Here is a 14,670-nt window from a genome sequence, read left to right on the forward strand (position 1 = left end):
GGGTGTCCGCGGCATGGATGCCGCGGCCAAGCCCCCAAGGACGGGTTTACGGCGTCCCCTGCCACCGGCCCCACCCCGCCAACCCACAGGAAACCAGCTTTTGCTTCGGCCGTTGCCGTTGCAGTTGCCTCTGCGGGTGCAGGGCGCAGCCCTGCCGGAAACCCCAAACGCTTACTGGAGCAGGGAGCGCAGCATCCACGCGTACTTCTCGTGGGTCTGCAGGCGCTGGGTCATCAGATCCTCGGTCGGGGCATCGTCGCCCTTGGAGGCCACATCCAGCACTTCACGTGCCGTACGGCATACCGCTTCGTTGGCGACCACCAACTGGCGTACCATTTCACGCCAGTCCGCACTGTCGGTCAGGCCCGGCTCCTCGACGATCGAGGTCAGTGCAGCAAATTCCCGGTAGGAGCCCGGGGCATTGAAGCCCAGTGCGCGGATGCGCTCGGCCACATCGTCCAGTGCCGCCCACTGCTCGGTGTACTGCGTCTCGAACATGGTGTGCAGCGAGTTGAACATCGACCCGGTGACATTCCAATGGAAGTTGTGGGTCTTCAGGTAGAGCGTGAACGCATCGGCCTGGAACCGCGCCAAACCGTCGGCGATCTTCTTGCGGTCGCCCTGGGTGATCCCGATATCGATGTTGGGGGCCGACGGCGCGGAAGCCGCAAGCTTCTGCTTGCCGGTCTTGGGCTTGGTCGTGCTCTTGGTCTTCGCCATGGGGTTCCTCCTTGTGGAATCGTTGGCCTTCACAATAAATCAGTCTTGATGACTGGTCGCATTCAAAGTTTTAAACGAACCGATTGATGAACGCTATCGACAAAATGCCGCAGTCCCGCCAGCGCCAACAGCGTGCCGCCATCGACGGCGCAATGAGCCGCGACCGTGGACGATTGCTGGGAATGCTCTCGCGTTGCCAGGCCAAGCCACAGGATGCGGCGCTGGCCGCCAGTTTCGAGCAGGCCTTGCAGGTTTCGGTGCAGCGCCGGCAGGCGCGGGCGCAACAACAGCCGGCCATTACTCTGGACCCTCAGCTGCCGATTGCGCGTGAAGCCGAGACCATCACCCAGCTGATCCGCGACCACCAGGTGGTGGTGATCGCCGGTGAAACCGGCTCGGGCAAGACCACGCAGCTGCCGAAACTGTGCCTGGCCGCCGGCCGTGGCCAGGCGGGCATGATCGGCTGCACTCAGCCGCGACGGATCGCCGCGCGTGCGGTGGCCAGTCGCGTCGCGCAGGAACTGCACAGCGAGCTGGGCCAGCTGGTGGGCTACCAGGTGCGCTTCAATGACAAGGTCGGCGAAGACACACGCATCAAGTTCATGACCGACGGCATCCTGCTGGCCGAAATCGCCAGCGACCGCTGGCTGTCGAACTACGACACGATCATCGTCGACGAAGCGCACGAACGCAGCCTCAACATCGACTTCCTGCTGGGCTATCTCAAGCAGCTGCTGCGCAAGCGCCCGGACCTGAAGCTGATCGTCACGTCGGCGACCATCGACACCGAGCGTTTCGCCCAGCATTTCGACAACGCGCCGGTGATCAGTGTCGAAGGCCGCACCTATCCGGTGGAGGTGCGCTATCGCGCGCTGGAAGGCGAGGGCGAAGAGCAGGGCGAGCGCACGGTCAACGATGCCATTGTCTCGGCCATCGATGAAATCACCCGCCTGGATTCGCGCGGTGACGTGCTGATCTTCCTGCCGGGCGAGCGCGAGATCCGCGATGCGCACCAGTCGCTGGAACGGCGCAAATACCGCAACACCGAGGTGCTGCCGCTGTACGCGCGGCTGTCCAACCAGGACCAGGACCGGGTGTTCAACCCGGGTCCAAACCGGCGCATCGTGCTGGCCACCAACGTGGCCGAGACCTCGCTGACGGTGCCGCGCATCCGCTACGTGGTCGACCCCGGTTTCGCCCGCGTCAAGCGTTACAGCCCGCGCAACAAGCTTGACCGCCTGCATATCGAGCCGATCTCGCAGGCCAGCGCCAACCAGCGCAAGGGCCGCTGTGGCCGCGTGGCCGAGGGCATCTGCTATCGCCTTTATGCCGAGGCCGATTTCCAGGCGCGGCCGGAGTTCACCGATCCGGAAATCCGTCGCTCCAGCCTGGCCGGGGTGATCCTGCGCATGCTGCAGCTCGGCCTGGGCCGCATCGAGGACTTCCCGTTCCTTGAGGCGCCGGATGAGCGGGCCGTCGCTGACGGTTGGCAGCATCTGACCGAGCTGGGGGCGATCGACAGCGAGCGCCATCTGACCGCGATCGGCAAGCAGATGGCGCGCCTGCCGGTGGACGTGAAGCTGGCACGCATGCTGGTTGCCGCGCAGGCGGCCGGTTGTCTGCGGCCGATGCTGGTGATCGCCTCGTTCCTGGGCATCCAGGACCCGCGCGAGCGCCCGCCCGAAGCGCGTGGCGCCGCTGACAACGCACATGCGCAGTTCGCTGACGGCCGCTCCGAGTTCGTCGGTGTGCTGCGCCTGTGGGATGCCTACCGGCAGGCCCATGAAGACCTGACCCAGTCCAAGCTGCGCGACTGGTGCGGCCGCCACTTCCTTGGGTTCCTGCGCATGCGTGAATGGCGCGAGCTGCATCGGCAGCTGCGCCTGTTGTGCGAGGAGCTGGGCTGGAAGGAAGAAGCCAACGAGACATCGATGGCGCCGCTGCTGGCTGGCAGCAGTGCCCCGCCAGTCGCACGCGATGACGCCACTGCAGTGAAGGCAACCCGTGGCCAGCTGCATCGTGCCGCGCGCTTGGCCCGCGAGGGCAAGGCCGAAGCAACGCCGGCACCGGTTGCTGCGCGCGCACAGAAAGATCAGGCTCCGGAGGGCGGCGGCTACAGCGAGCGCGCGCGCGCCAATGCCTACCAGACCCTGCATCGGGCGCTGGTGGCGGGCCTGCCCACGCAGATCGGCCATCGCAGCGAAAAGGGCGATTTCCAGGCGCCGCGCCAGCGCCGTTTCCTGCCGTTCCCCGGCTCGACGCTGTCCAAGCGGCCGCCGCCGTGGCTGCTGGCAGCCAACCTGCTGGATACGCAGAAGGTGTGGGGCATGACCCTGGCGGCAATCGAGCCGGACTGGGTGATTGCCGAACTACCGCACCTGCTGCTGCGCAAGCATTTCGATTCGCACTGGTCGCGTGCGCAGGGCCAGGTGCTGGCCTCCGAACAGATCAGTCTGTTCGGGCTGGTGCTGGCACCGAAGAAGCCGGTGCACTACGGCCGTATCAATGCCGGCGAAGCGCACGACATCTTCGTGCGCCAGGCGCTGGTGACCGGTGAAATCAACACCCGTGCCAGCTTCGTGGCCGACAACCAGAAGGTGCTGGAGCAGGCGCGCGAGGAAGAAGCCAAGCTGCGCCGCGCCGGCATCGTCGCCGACGAAGACTGGCAGGCACGCTGGTACCTGGACCGGGTGCCGCCGCAGATTCATTCCGCCTCCGCGCTGGATGCGTGGTGGAAAGCGTTGCCGCCGGAACAGCGGAAGGGCCTGCACTGGTCGCTGCTGGATCTGCTGCCGGGCGAAGGCAGCGAGCAGGAGCGCTACCCGAAGTACCTGGCCCTGGGCCAGGCACGGTTGCCGCTGCACTACCGTTTCGAGCCGGGCGCCGAGGATGACGGCGTGACCCTGGACGTTCCGTTGCACCTGCTCAACGCTCTGGATGCGGTGCAGTTGGGATGGCTCGCGCCCGGTTTCGTTGCCGACAAGGCGGCGGCATTGATCCGCAGCCTGCCCAAGGCCATGCGGCGCAACTACGTGCCGGCGCCGGATTTCGCGCGTGCGTTCTACGAGGCCTTCCCGCAGCCCAGCGCCGATGCGATCACCGGCGAGCTGGCGCGCTTCCTGTCACGGGCAACCGGGGCAAGCGTGGCCGCGATCGATTTCGAGCCCGGTTCAATCGAGCCGCACCTGCACATGAACCTGCGCCTGCGCGACGAGCAGGGCAAGGTGCTGGCAACATCGCGCGACCTGGATGCGCTGCGTGCGAAGTTCGGCGGCCGTGCCGGCGATGCATTCGCCGCACGTGCCGGGCGCGAGATGGCGGCCGACGGCCTGCGCACCTTCCCGGCCACACCGATTCCGCTGCAGGTACCGGGTGAAGCCGGCGTGCCGGCCTATCCCGCGCTGAAGGATGAAGGGGACAGCGTCGCACTGCGTATCTACGCCGATCGCCAACAGGCCGAGGAATTACACCCGCTCGGCGTGCGCCGGCTGCTGGAGATCGGCCTGGGCGAGAAGATCAAGCAGGCACGCAAGCAGTTGCCGGTCGCGCCGAAAACCGGACTGTTGTACGCCTCGATCGAAACCCAGGAACGCCTGCGTGGCGATCTGGTCGACGCGGCGCTGAATGCCGTGCTGGCTGATGGTCTGGGCGATATCCGCGATGCGGCGGCATTCGAGCAGCGTCGCGAACATGCGGCAAAAGCGCTGTTCGGCGAGGCCATGCAGCGGTTGAAGCTGGCCGAGTCGATCCTTGCCCTGGTGGCCGAGTTGAAGCCGATGCTGGAGGCGCCGTTGATGGGCTGGGCGCGCGGCAATCTGGATGACATGGAAGCGCAGCTGGCTGGGCTGATCCATCCGGGTTTCCTGCGTGACACGCCGGCCGATGCCCTGGCGCAGTACCCGCGCTACCTGAAAGCGATGATCCTGCGCACCGAACGTGCCAAGCGCGATCCGCCACGCGACCAGGCGCGCATGCTGGAACTGCATCCATTCCTGGAGGCGTTGCAGGTGGGCGAGCAGCAGGGCCTGCGCGAACGCCCGCAGTGGCAGGCATTGCGCTGGGACCTGGAAGAGCTGAGGGTGTCGTTGTTCGCGCAGGAGCTGGGCGCACGTACCGGTATTTCGGCGAAGAAGCTGGCGCAGCGGGTGAGCGCACTGCGGCAGGCGTCGTAACCCTTCGCGTGACCCCGCCGGGTGCTCGCCGGTGGGGTCACGCGCAATGCCTTCCACGCATGGCGTGGATCTACTGCCGGTCTCGGCGGTAGCGGCCGATGGCGCCGTTACTTGGTGCGGCGCACCTTGGGCTGGGTGTTCACGCCTTCGACCTTCAGGTACCACACGCCCATCACCCCGGGGCTGATGCTGACCTTCGGCGATTGCTTGCGCACGCCGGAAACCGAGGTGGCATCGGTCTGTTCCCACTGCTGGCCATTGTCCAGCACGTAGATCCGGCCCTTGCCGAAACCGCGGAACTCGCCCTGCAGCACACCGCTGATCGGCTCGTTGCTGCCGAAGTCGAAGAAGCCGCGGTTCTTCACGATCACTTCCTGGCGGCCTTCCTCACGCGCTTCTTCGCGCACCGCAGCGACGGCTTCGGTGGTAGCGGCTTCAACCTTGCCCTGCAGCCAGCGGTTCAGCGTCGCCAGCTCGGCGGCATTGAGCTTGTCCAGGCCAGCGGCCTTGAATTCGGCTGCTGACATCTGCTGCTGCAGGTCACCCTGCACCACGCGCTGGGCCAGGGCGGGCGCCGACAGGGACAGCAGCAGGGCGGCACAGGCCAGCAGGCGCGGGCGGAAAGGCAGGGTGATCGAAGGCATGGCGGAACTCTCCGGTGGATGTCGGCGAGTGTAGCGGCATGTCCACATTCCCGGCGATGGTGGCCGCGGCGATTGTTCCTGAACGGCTGCGGCGCTAGTGTAGGGGCTTCTGTCTTGCCTGCTCGATGCTGTGAACCGCGCTTCCGTCCCCGGCCTGGATGCCTTGTTGAACCGTCCCTCGGCAGCCGTGCTGCCGGCTCCGCTGCGCCAGGCCCTGCGCGGGCATTGGGAATCGCCGGACTGCGACCCACAGATGCGTGCCAGCTGGTCGGTGCTGGGCGATACCCTGGATGCGCTGGCAATGCTCTCGGCAGACGAGGGCGCCGTGGTGGCAGCCCTGCTGTTCGATCTGCCGGGCCTGCGCGTCCACCTCGACGCACTGCCGCTGGGCAGCCACAAAGCGGCGGTGATCGGCCTGCTCGATGGACAGGATGCGGCCGATCCGGTGTGGGCCCTGCACGCCGGACGCGAGGCGGGCCGCAACAGCGAAGGCCTGCGCCGGTTGCTGCTGGCCATCATCCGCGACCTGCGGGTGGTGCCGATCCTGCTGGCCCGGCAGCTGGCGCGCATGCGCGCGGCCGACAAGCTTGATGAGGAGCAGCGCCGCGCGCTGGCCCAGTTGACCCGCGACATCCATGCGCCGCTGGCCAACCGGCTGGGCATCTGGCAGTTGAAATGGGAACTGGAAGACCTGGCGTTCCGCCATCTGGAACCGGACACCTACCGGCGCATCGCGCGCGAGGTCGACGAAACGCGCATCGCCCGCGAACGCTACGTCGAGAACGTGAAGAAGGTGCTGTCGCGCGAACTGGGCGTGCAGGGCATCCGTGCGGAGGTCAGCGGCCGGCCCAAGCACATCTACAGCATCTGGCGGAAGATGCAGAAGAAGCGCCTGGCCTTCGACCAGCTGTATGACATCCGTGCGGTACGGGTGATGGTCGACGACGTGGCCGCCTGCTACGCCGCGCTCGGCGTGGTGCATGCGCTGTGGGCGCCGGTGCCGAGCGAGTTCGACGATTACATCGCCCGCCCCAAGGCCAACGATTACCGCTCGCTGCACACGGCGGTGGTCGGCCCGGAAGGGCGCACCATCGAAGTGCAGATCCGCACCCACGACATGCACGCGCAGGCCGAGCTGGGCGTGGCCGCGCACTGGAAGTACAAGGAAGGCGGCAAGGGCGCGGAGAAGTCGTTCGATCGCAAGATCACCTGGATGCGGCAGCTGCTGGAGCAGGCACAGGACGGGCAGGGCAATGAACTGGCCGGCGCGCTCGATGCCGAGCTGACCGAAGACCGGGTCTACGCGTTGACCCCGAAGGACGAGGTGCTGGACCTGCCGCAAGGTGCCACACCGCTGGATTTTGCCTACCAGGTGCACACCATGGTCGGGCACCGCTGCCGTGGGGCCAAGGTCAACGGCCGCATCGTGCCGTTGACCTATCGCCTACGCAGTGGGGACCGGGTCGAGATCCTGACCGGCAAGGAGGCCGACCCGCGCCGCGACTGGCTGATGCCGGCCAACGGCTTCCTGGCCAGCAACCGCTCGCGCGAGAAGGTACGCAGCTGGTTCCACAAGCTGGACCGTGCGCGCAACGTGCAGGCAGGGCGCGAACTGCTGGAGCGCGAACTGAAGCGGCTGGGCCTGCAGCATTCGGACCTGTCCGCGGCGGCGAAGAAGTTCCATGCCGACAGTGTCGACGACCTGTACATCCAGGTCGCGCTGGGCGATACCGGCCCCAACCAGGTCAGCCGTTCGCTGCTGGAAGCCGAGCGTGCGGCCAGCCAGCCGGCGCCGACGGCGGCATTGCCGCGGCCGACCGCGCGCCGCGAGAACCTGGGCAAGTCCAAGTTCACCGTGCAGGGCGTGGGCAACCTGCTGGTGCAGCTGGCGCGCTGCTGCCAGCCGGTGGCCGGTGAACCGATTGTCGGCTACCTGACCCGTAGCCGGGGTGTCACGGTGCATCGTGCAGACTGCGTCGCACTGGCGCGGCTGGCTGCGACCAGCCCGCAGCGGATCCTGCCGGTGGAATGGGGCCAGGCCGGCGGCGGCTATGAAGTGGATGTGGTGGTCGAGGCAGTTGACCGCCGCTGGCTGCTGAAGGACATCACCAACCTGATCGCACAGGAAGACGCCTACGTGTTGGACATCCACAGCGACAACGTCCGCAACAGCGGCCGCGCGCATCTGCGCCTGCGGCTGAAGGTCAGCGACTACGGCCAGTTGTCTAATCTGCTGGGCAAGCTCGATGCGCTGCCGGGCGTCAGTGAGGCGCGTCGTCTGGGCTGAGCTTCACGCTGCCCCGGCTACCCTGCACGCATGGAACGCGAGCCCCCGCATCGCTCACACGGCGCCGCACATCCGGCGCTCGATCGCGTTCGCCGTGAAAGCCGCTGGTGGTGGCTGCAGGCGCGCCATGCACGCCGGGTATGGCGTTGGGCGCTGCTGGCGGCTGCAGCCGTGTTCGTGCTGCTGGTGCTGGTGCGCAAGCCGCTGGCCGACTGGTTCTGGGATGAGCCACAGATAGAGCAACTGCTGGCCGAGGGCGATCGCGCGCTGGCCGACGGGCGCCTGACTGCGGCCGACGGCAGCGGCGCGCGCGAACGCTACCAGGCGGTGCTGGCGTTGGATGGCGACCGCCCGCAGGCGCGGCAGGGACTGGCCCGCACCGGCGCGGCAGCGTTGCAGCAGTCGCGTGAGCGACTGCAGGCGGGCGACCTGGACGGTAGTGCGCAGGCGCTGGCGTTGGCGCGTGAGCTGCAGGTGCCGCGTGCCGAGGCAGACGCGGTGGCGCAGCAACTGCAGGCGCGTCGTCGTGCCGGCGCTGGCATCGGCGCGCTGCTTGCGCAGGCCCGCAATGCCTTTGCAGCCGGGCGGCTGGACGACGGCGACAGCAGCGCGCTGCCGTTGTTCCAGCGTGTGCTGGCGCTGCAGCCGGACAATCTGCCTGCGCTGGAAGGTCGCGAGGACGCATTGAGCGATCTGCTGCAGCAGGCGCGTGCACAGGCCGCGCGCGGCGAACTGGCCACGGCGGCTGCGATCCTGCAGCGCGCACGCCAGTTCGATGCAGGTCATTCCGAACTTCCTGCCAGCCAGGAAGCGCTGGCCCAGGCCGTCGACCAGCGGCTGCAGCAAGGTCAGCGTGCGCTCAAACGACAGCAGCTCGAGACGGCTGCCGACAGTTTCCAGGCCGTGCTGGCGGTCACCGCCGATGATCCCACTGCACTGCGTGGGCGCGAGCAGACCGTGCAGGCACTGCTGGCGCGCAGCCAGAAGCGGGCCGACGACTTCCAGTTCGAGGCGGCCGACAAGGACGCTGCGCTCGCGACGGGGCTGGGCGCCTCGCAGGCGGCACAGCAGCAGCTGGCACAGCGCCTGCAGCGTGCGCGACAGGCACGCCAGTCGTTGCAGCAGCCGGGCATCAGCGCTGTCCAGCGTGAGCGCCAGCTGCGTGATCGGTTGCGCCAGATCGATCGTGCCGAGCGTGCCGGGCAGTGGATCAGCCCCCCCGGTCACAGCGCCTTCGATGCGTTGCGCGAAGCGCAGGCACTGGCGCCGCGCGACAGCCGGGTCAAGGCGGCGGCAGCGCGCCTGCTGCCCGCCAGCAGGTCCTGCTTCGATGACAACCTGCGACAGAACCGGGTGCAGGCCGCCGGCGCCTGCCTGCAGGCGTGGCAGACGCTGGCGCCGACCGCCGCAGGATTGCCCGATGCGCGTTCCCGTCTTGCCCAGCGCTGGCTGGCGATCGGCAGCGAACGGCTGGGCCGCGGGGATGTGGAATTCGCGGCCTCGGCCGTGGAGCAGGTGCGGCGGCTGCAGCCGGATCTGGCCGAGCTTGCCGCGTTCGAGGACCGACTGCGGCACGCAGGCGGTCATATCGACTAGTCGAAGAACACCCGCTGCACGGTTGCCGATGCGGCATCCAGCGAGAAGTGCTCGGCCACGTTGGCCAGGCCAGCGGCGGCCAGCTGCTGCCAGAGCACAGGGTCCTGGTACAGGCGGACCACCGCCTCGGCAAAGCCCGCTGCATCGTCGGCCACCAGCACATCCTGGCCGGCACGCAGGTGCATGCCTTCCACCGCGCAGGTGGTGCCGACCACGGGCTGGCCATGGGCCATGCTCAGGTTGATCTTGCCCTTCACGCCGGCGCCGAAACGCAGCGGCGCGATGGCGATGCGGGCACCGTCCATGTACGGAACGATGTCTTCGACGAAGCCATGCATCACTACACCCGGCTGGGTAGCAGCCAGGGCAAGCAGCGTCTCCGGTGCGCCTGCACCGATGCAATGCAGGCGCACCTGCGGCAGCGCCGCGCGGATGTGCGGGAACACGTCGCCGATGAACCACTCCATCGCATCCAGGTTCGGCGGGTGGCGGAAACCGCCGACGAACACCAGGTCGTGGCGCTGCGCGAACGGTGCGCCCGCGCCGGCAACTTCATGCAGGTTGGAGATCAGCTCCACCCGCACCTGGGGTGCATCGGCCTGCAGCTGTTCGCGCTCGGCAGCGCTGACCAGCACGGTGATGTCGCACTGGTCCATCACTGCCAGTTCGCTGGCGCGGGTGCGTTCGGCGTTGCGCAGCAGGCCGGCATCGCCCGCCACTTCCGCGCCACGGCGTTCGCGCAGGTAGTGCAGGTCGACGGTGTCGAACACGGTGCGGGCCTGCGGCGCGTAGCGCTCAAGCAGCGGCAGGCATTCGTTGGCGACGTGGTGGCGCACCATCATCACCACGTTGAAGCGGGTGCCATGGCGGCGCAGCCAGCCTGCGACACCGTCCAGGAAGGGCGTGTACCAGACTTCCACGCCCATCCGCTGCAGGGCTTCGGTCGCCACGCCGCCGTGTTCGCGCCGGGTGGGCACGAACACCACGTGGGCGCCGCCCTGCAGCAGCAGGCGGATCAGGTTGACCTGCCGCAGCGAGCCGGAGTCGCGTTCCGGGCGCGGCACTTCCTCATCCAGGATCAGCACCTGGCGCCGGCCGCGCAGCAGCAGCGCAGGCGAGGGCACTTCCCCCACCTTGGGATGAGAGGCCAGTTCAGCGGCCCATCGGGCTGCGAAAACACCTTGGTTGCGTACCTGGTAAGCCTTCACGCCGCTGCCGGTATCGGTGCCGTTGCTGGTGCCTTCATCGTGGATCACCCGGCTGGCCGGCTGCACCAGCACCCGCAGCCCCTGCGCACGCACGCGGAACGCCAGGTCGGTGTCTTCGTAGTAGGCCGGCTTGTAGCGGGTGTCGAAGCCGCCCAGTTGCTGCCACAGTGCACGGGGCAGCATCAGCGCGGCGCCGGAGCAGTAATCGACGTCACGCAGGCTGGCGAAGCGGGGGTCATCGGCCGCTTCGAAACGGCCGTAGCTCCAGCCACTGCCATCGCCGAAGATCACCCCGCCCGATTCCTGCAGGCGGCCGTCGGGATACAGCAGCTGGCTGCCGACCAGGCCGGCATCGGCGACGGTCGCAAAGGTGTCAAGCAATGCCTCCAGCCAGCCCGGCTGCGGCACCGTATCGTTGTTGAGCAGCACCACGTAGCGGCCGCGCGTGCGCGACACGCCGTCGTTGCAGGCCTCGATGAAGCCACCGTTGCGCTCGCGCACTTCGTAACGCAGGCCGCTGATCTGCGGCATCCACTGCACCGTTGCGTCGCTGCTGCCGTCGTCCACCACCAGGATCTCGCAGGCCACCGACGGCGGGTGCGCGGCAAGGGCGCGCAGGCAGGCCAGGGTATGGTCGACGTGGTTGTAGACCGGAATGACGATGCTTACTTCCGGCGTATCGCTGGTGGGCACCGCGAAGGGAGCGAACGGCTGTGCCGGTGGCAGGTACAGCGGTTTGCGCGGTGCTGGAACGGCGCGCTGGGTGTGCACCCGGATCCGCTGCCAGGTGGCCCGCCAGCCGCGGGTACGCAGGCTGGCCAGGCTGCGGCGGGCCAGCCCGGTCAGGCGATTGATCAGGTAGCGGATTTCGGCCAGGGACATCGCCATCCGGTTGCAACTCCAGCTTAAGCAGGGGGGCCGGGAGAATTCGCCTGCCGCAGCGGCTGGGGTAGACTCGCCAGACCCTACATTGTCGCATTCCCGTGCCCCGACGCTACGATTCAGACGATATCGACGATTTCGACGACGACGACCAGCAGGACACCGGTCCGCTCTGGCGGCGCCGGCTGATCACCTGGAGCATGGCGGCGGTCGCGTTGGGATTGGGTTTCCTGATCCCCTATACGCTGTACCTGAACCAACAGGTGACGCAGCGCTTCGGTGAACTGCGCTGGCAGATCCCGACGCGCGTCTATGCACGCCCGCTGGTGCTGTTGCCCGGCAAGGCGATGGATGCGGCGACCCTGAAGACCGAACTGGCCGCCTCGGCCTATCGCGATGATGGCCAGGGCAAAGAACCGGCAACCTATGCGGTGCAGGGCGGGCGCTTCGTCATCTCCAGCCGCGGCTACAACGACGTCGATGGCCAGGTCGCACCGCGTCGGGTCGAGCTGTCGCTGTCCGGTGGCAGCATCGCCTCGCTGCGCGACGCCGACAGCCGCAAGGCGCTGAAGGCGGCCCGCATGGATCCTGCACGCATCGCCACGCTGTATGGACAGAAGCAGGAAGAGCGCCGCCTGATCCGCATGAACGAGGCCCCGGACCTGCTGGTCACTGGCCTGCAGGCGGTCGAGGACAAGGACTTCAACCGCCATCACGGCATCGATCTGTCCGGCATCGCGCGCGCGGTCTGGGTGACGGTCCGCTCCGGTGGGCAGAGCCGGCAGGGCGCTTCCACCCTGACCCAGCAGCTGGCCCGCAGTGGCCTGCTCGGCATCGGCAAGGAACAGACCGTCACCCGCAAATTCAACGAAGTGCTGTACGCGTTGATCATGGAAGCGCGCTATGACAAGCGCACCATCTTCGAGGCGTACCTCAACCAGGTGTATCTGGGCCAGCGCGGCAGCCAGGCGATCCACGGCATGTCCTCTGGCGCCGAGTTCTGGTTCGGCCGTGATCTCTCCTCGCTGGAAACCGAGCAGATCGCGCTGTTGATCGGCCTGGTCAAGGGGCCGTCGTACTACGACCCGCGGCGCAATCCCGAGCGTGCGCTGGACCGTCGCAACTTCGTGCTGGGCAAACTGCACGAGGCGACCCTGATCGATGATGCCGAGTACCAGCGTGCGTTGAAGGCGCCGCTGGGCGTGCCCAAGACCCCGGGCCTGGTGGCAGCCAACCGCTTCCCGGCCTACGTCGACCTGGTGCGTCGCCAGCTTGGCCACGACTATCCGGAATCTGCGTTGCAGGGCGCCGGCCTGAGCGTGATGAGTGGCATGTCGCCGTCCGCGCAGGCCTATGCCGAAGGCGCGGTCACGCGCACCATCAAGTCGCTGGAAAGCAAGCGTCGCCCCGAGCTGCAGGCCGGCCTGGTGATGACCGACGTGCACAACGGTGACGTGGTGGCGGTGATCGGCAGCCGCGAAGTATCCGAGGTCGGCTTCAACCGCGCCATCGAGGCGCAGCGCCCGGTCGGCTCGCTGCTCAAGCCGTTCGTGTACCTGCTCGCACTCGCGCAGCCGGACCGCTACTCGCTGGCCAGCTGGGTCGACGATTCACCGGTGACCGTGCAGCTCAGCCGCGGCCGTAACTGGAATCCCGGCAATGCGGACAACCGCAGCCATGGCACCGTGCGCCTGATCGATGCGCTGGCTCATTCCTACAACCAGGCCACGGTACGCGTGGGCATGCAGGTCGGCCCGGAACGGGTGACCCAGCTGATCCACGTGCTGGCCGGCATCAAGGCCGAGGCAAATCCGGCGGTGATCCTCGGCTCGACCGACCAGAGCCCGTACGCGATGGCGCAGCTGTACCAGTTCCTGGCATCGGGCGGCGAAATCCAGCCGCTGCACGCGGTGCGTGGCGTTCTCGATCCGCAGGGCAAGCTGCTCAAGCGCTACGACAAGACGCCTGCACCGGCACAGGAGGGCGACTCCATTGCCGCCAACCTGATCAGCATCGGCCTGCAGCAGGTGGTGGCCAGCGGTACCGCGCAGCGCTTGAATGCCGATGGCCTGGGTCGCCTGCAGCCGGCCGGCAAGACCGGCACCACCAACGATGGCCGCGACAGCTGGTATGCCGGTTACACCGGCGACCACCTGGCGGTGATCTGGATGGGCAACGACCAGAACGAACAGGCCGGCCTGTATGGCGCCACCGGCGCGATGCGGGTGTGGTCGGGCATCTTCCAGCGTCTGCCGACGGCGCCGCTGAAGGTCAGCAACAAGGGCCTCGACTGGCAGCCGGTTGCGGCGACCGGTACCAACAGCACCGATGAAGGCTGCCCGGGCGCACGCCGCTTCCCGTTCGTGGTGGGCTATGCGCCTGCCTACGAGCCATGTGCACCGGCCGCCGTGCCGGACGCGCAGGGCGGTGCCGAAGGCGAGGGCGGCGGCTGGCGCAGCTGGTTCGGCCTTGACCGTAAACCGGAACCCGCCGCTGAACCCGCCGCAGCATCCGCTGCAGCGACTCCTCCTCCAAGCCGATGATGCCGATGACTATCCGTTTGCTGTTCCAGCCCCTGGTCCTGAGTGGCCTCAGCCTGGCCCTGGCGGCCTGCGTGAGCAGCGCGCCGCAGGTGGTCAAGCCGGTGGACACCACCACGCCCGCACAACGACTGGCAGCGGTGGAAGCCGCAGCCGGCCCGGATGACAAGGAACTGTCGGTGCAGCCGTTGCGCGATTCGCAGGTGGAGGATCTGCGGCAGACGGCGCTGAGCCAGCGCCAGGCCAGTGATCTGGCCGGCGCGGCTGCCAGCCTGGACCAGGCGTTGCAGATCGTGGCCGGTGATCCGTCGGTACTGCAGGAACGCGCGGAACTGGCGCTGCTGCAGGGCCAGTGGGCGGAGGCGGAAACGTTCGCGCGCAAGGCCGTGGACCTGGGGTCGAAGACGGGGCCGTTGTGCCGCCGGCACTGGGCGACGATCGAGCAGGCGCGCCTGGCACGCGGCGAGAAGGAGAATGCGGTGTCCGCGCATGCGCAGATCGAAGGTTGCACGGTGCCGGGGATCAAGCGCTACTGAGGTATTCCCCTCCATCGGCCGCTGCCCCCTCTGCGGCACGCACTCGCACTGATGGATGGTCGTGATGGGCCGGGTGGGTGGGGCG

At 67.8% G+C, this 14,670-nt stretch carries 8 protein-coding genes; 5 read left to right on the forward strand and 3 right to left on the reverse strand.

Going from position 1 to position 14,670, the window contains the following annotated elements; translation table 11 throughout:
* Positions 1–171: 171 nt before the first annotated feature.
* The gene (locus AC13GI_RS21505; protein WP_049468393.1) at positions 172–720 is read right to left on the reverse strand and encodes a Dps family protein; all 549 of its coding nucleotides are present in this window, start codon (positions 718–720) and stop codon (positions 172–174) included.
* Between the two features lie 86 nt (positions 721–806).
* Here AC13GI_RS21505 and hrpA point away from each other — a divergent pair, with 86 nt between their 5' ends.
* A complete protein-coding gene (hrpA, locus tag AC13GI_RS21510; RefSeq protein WP_482997288.1) occupies positions 807–4,892 on the forward strand; it encodes an ATP-dependent RNA helicase HrpA in 4,086 nt (1,361 codons plus the stop codon).
* Positions 4,893–4,999: 107 nt separating this feature from the next.
* On the opposite strand, the gene AC13GI_RS21515 is transcribed toward hrpA, so the two are convergent.
* Positions 5,000–5,536 (reverse strand): hypothetical protein, encoded by a 537-nt coding sequence (locus AC13GI_RS21515; RefSeq protein ID WP_100553291.1) that lies wholly within the window; start codon positions 5,534–5,536, stop codon positions 5,000–5,002.
* Positions 5,537–5,666: 130 nt separating this feature from the next.
* Here AC13GI_RS21515 and AC13GI_RS21520 point away from each other — a divergent pair, with 130 nt between their 5' ends.
* Positions 5,667–7,823 (forward strand): bifunctional (p)ppGpp synthetase/guanosine-3',5'-bis(diphosphate) 3'-pyrophosphohydrolase, encoded by a 2,157-nt coding sequence (locus tag AC13GI_RS21520; RefSeq protein ID WP_099818832.1) that lies wholly within the window; start codon positions 5,667–5,669, stop codon positions 7,821–7,823.
* A 30-nt stretch (positions 7,824–7,853) separates the two neighbouring features.
* Positions 7,854–9,419 carry a coiled-coil domain-containing protein gene (locus AC13GI_RS21525; RefSeq protein ID WP_482997289.1) on the forward strand — a complete coding sequence of 522 codons (1,566 nt, stop codon included), beginning with the start codon at positions 7,854–7,856 and terminating at the stop codon, positions 9,417–9,419.
* Here the strand turns inward: AC13GI_RS21525 and AC13GI_RS21530 are convergent.
* The gene (locus AC13GI_RS21530; protein ID WP_482997290.1) at positions 9,416–11,515 is read right to left on the reverse strand and encodes a glycosyltransferase; all 2,100 of its coding nucleotides are present in this window, start codon (positions 11,513–11,515) and stop codon (positions 9,416–9,418) included. The genes AC13GI_RS21525 and AC13GI_RS21530 overlap by 4 nt on opposite strands.
* Before the next feature lie 95 nt (positions 11,516–11,610).
* Here AC13GI_RS21530 and mrcB point away from each other — a divergent pair, with 95 nt between their 5' ends.
* On the forward strand, positions 11,611–14,052 hold the full coding sequence (mrcB, locus tag AC13GI_RS21535; RefSeq protein WP_482997291.1) for a penicillin-binding protein 1B: 2,442 nt from the start codon (positions 11,611–11,613) through the stop codon (positions 14,050–14,052).
* The gene (locus tag AC13GI_RS21540) at positions 14,049–14,585 is read left to right on the forward strand and encodes a hypothetical protein (RefSeq protein WP_482997292.1); all 537 of its coding nucleotides are present in this window, start codon (positions 14,049–14,051) and stop codon (positions 14,583–14,585) included. The genes mrcB and AC13GI_RS21540 overlap by 4 nt, the downstream gene beginning before the upstream one ends.
* Positions 14,586–14,670 lie beyond the last annotated feature (85 nt).

The organism is Stenotrophomonas sp. 82F1, assembly GCF_056861525.1.

What these genes read in the sequence shown, in the direction of transcription:
- AC13GI_RS21505 (WP_049468393.1), bottom strand. Translation starts at nt 720, where the DNA reads ATGGCGAAGACCAAGAGCACGACCAAGCCCAAGACCGGCAAGCAGAAG.
- hrpA (WP_482997288.1), top strand. Translation starts at nt 807, where the DNA reads ATGAACGCTATCGACAAAATGCCGCAGTCCCGCCAGCGCCAACAGCGT.
- AC13GI_RS21515 (WP_100553291.1), bottom strand. Translation starts at nt 5,536, where the DNA reads ATGCCTTCGATCACCCTGCCTTTCCGCCCGCGCCTGCTGGCCTGTGCC.
- AC13GI_RS21525 (WP_482997289.1), top strand. Translation starts at nt 7,854, where the DNA reads ATGGAACGCGAGCCCCCGCATCGCTCACACGGCGCCGCACATCCGGCG.
- AC13GI_RS21530 (WP_482997290.1), bottom strand. Translation starts at nt 11,515, where the DNA reads ATGGCGATGTCCCTGGCCGAAATCCGCTACCTGATCAATCGCCTGACC.
- AC13GI_RS21540 (WP_482997292.1), top strand. Translation starts at nt 14,049, where the DNA reads ATGATGCCGATGACTATCCGTTTGCTGTTCCAGCCCCTGGTCCTGAGT.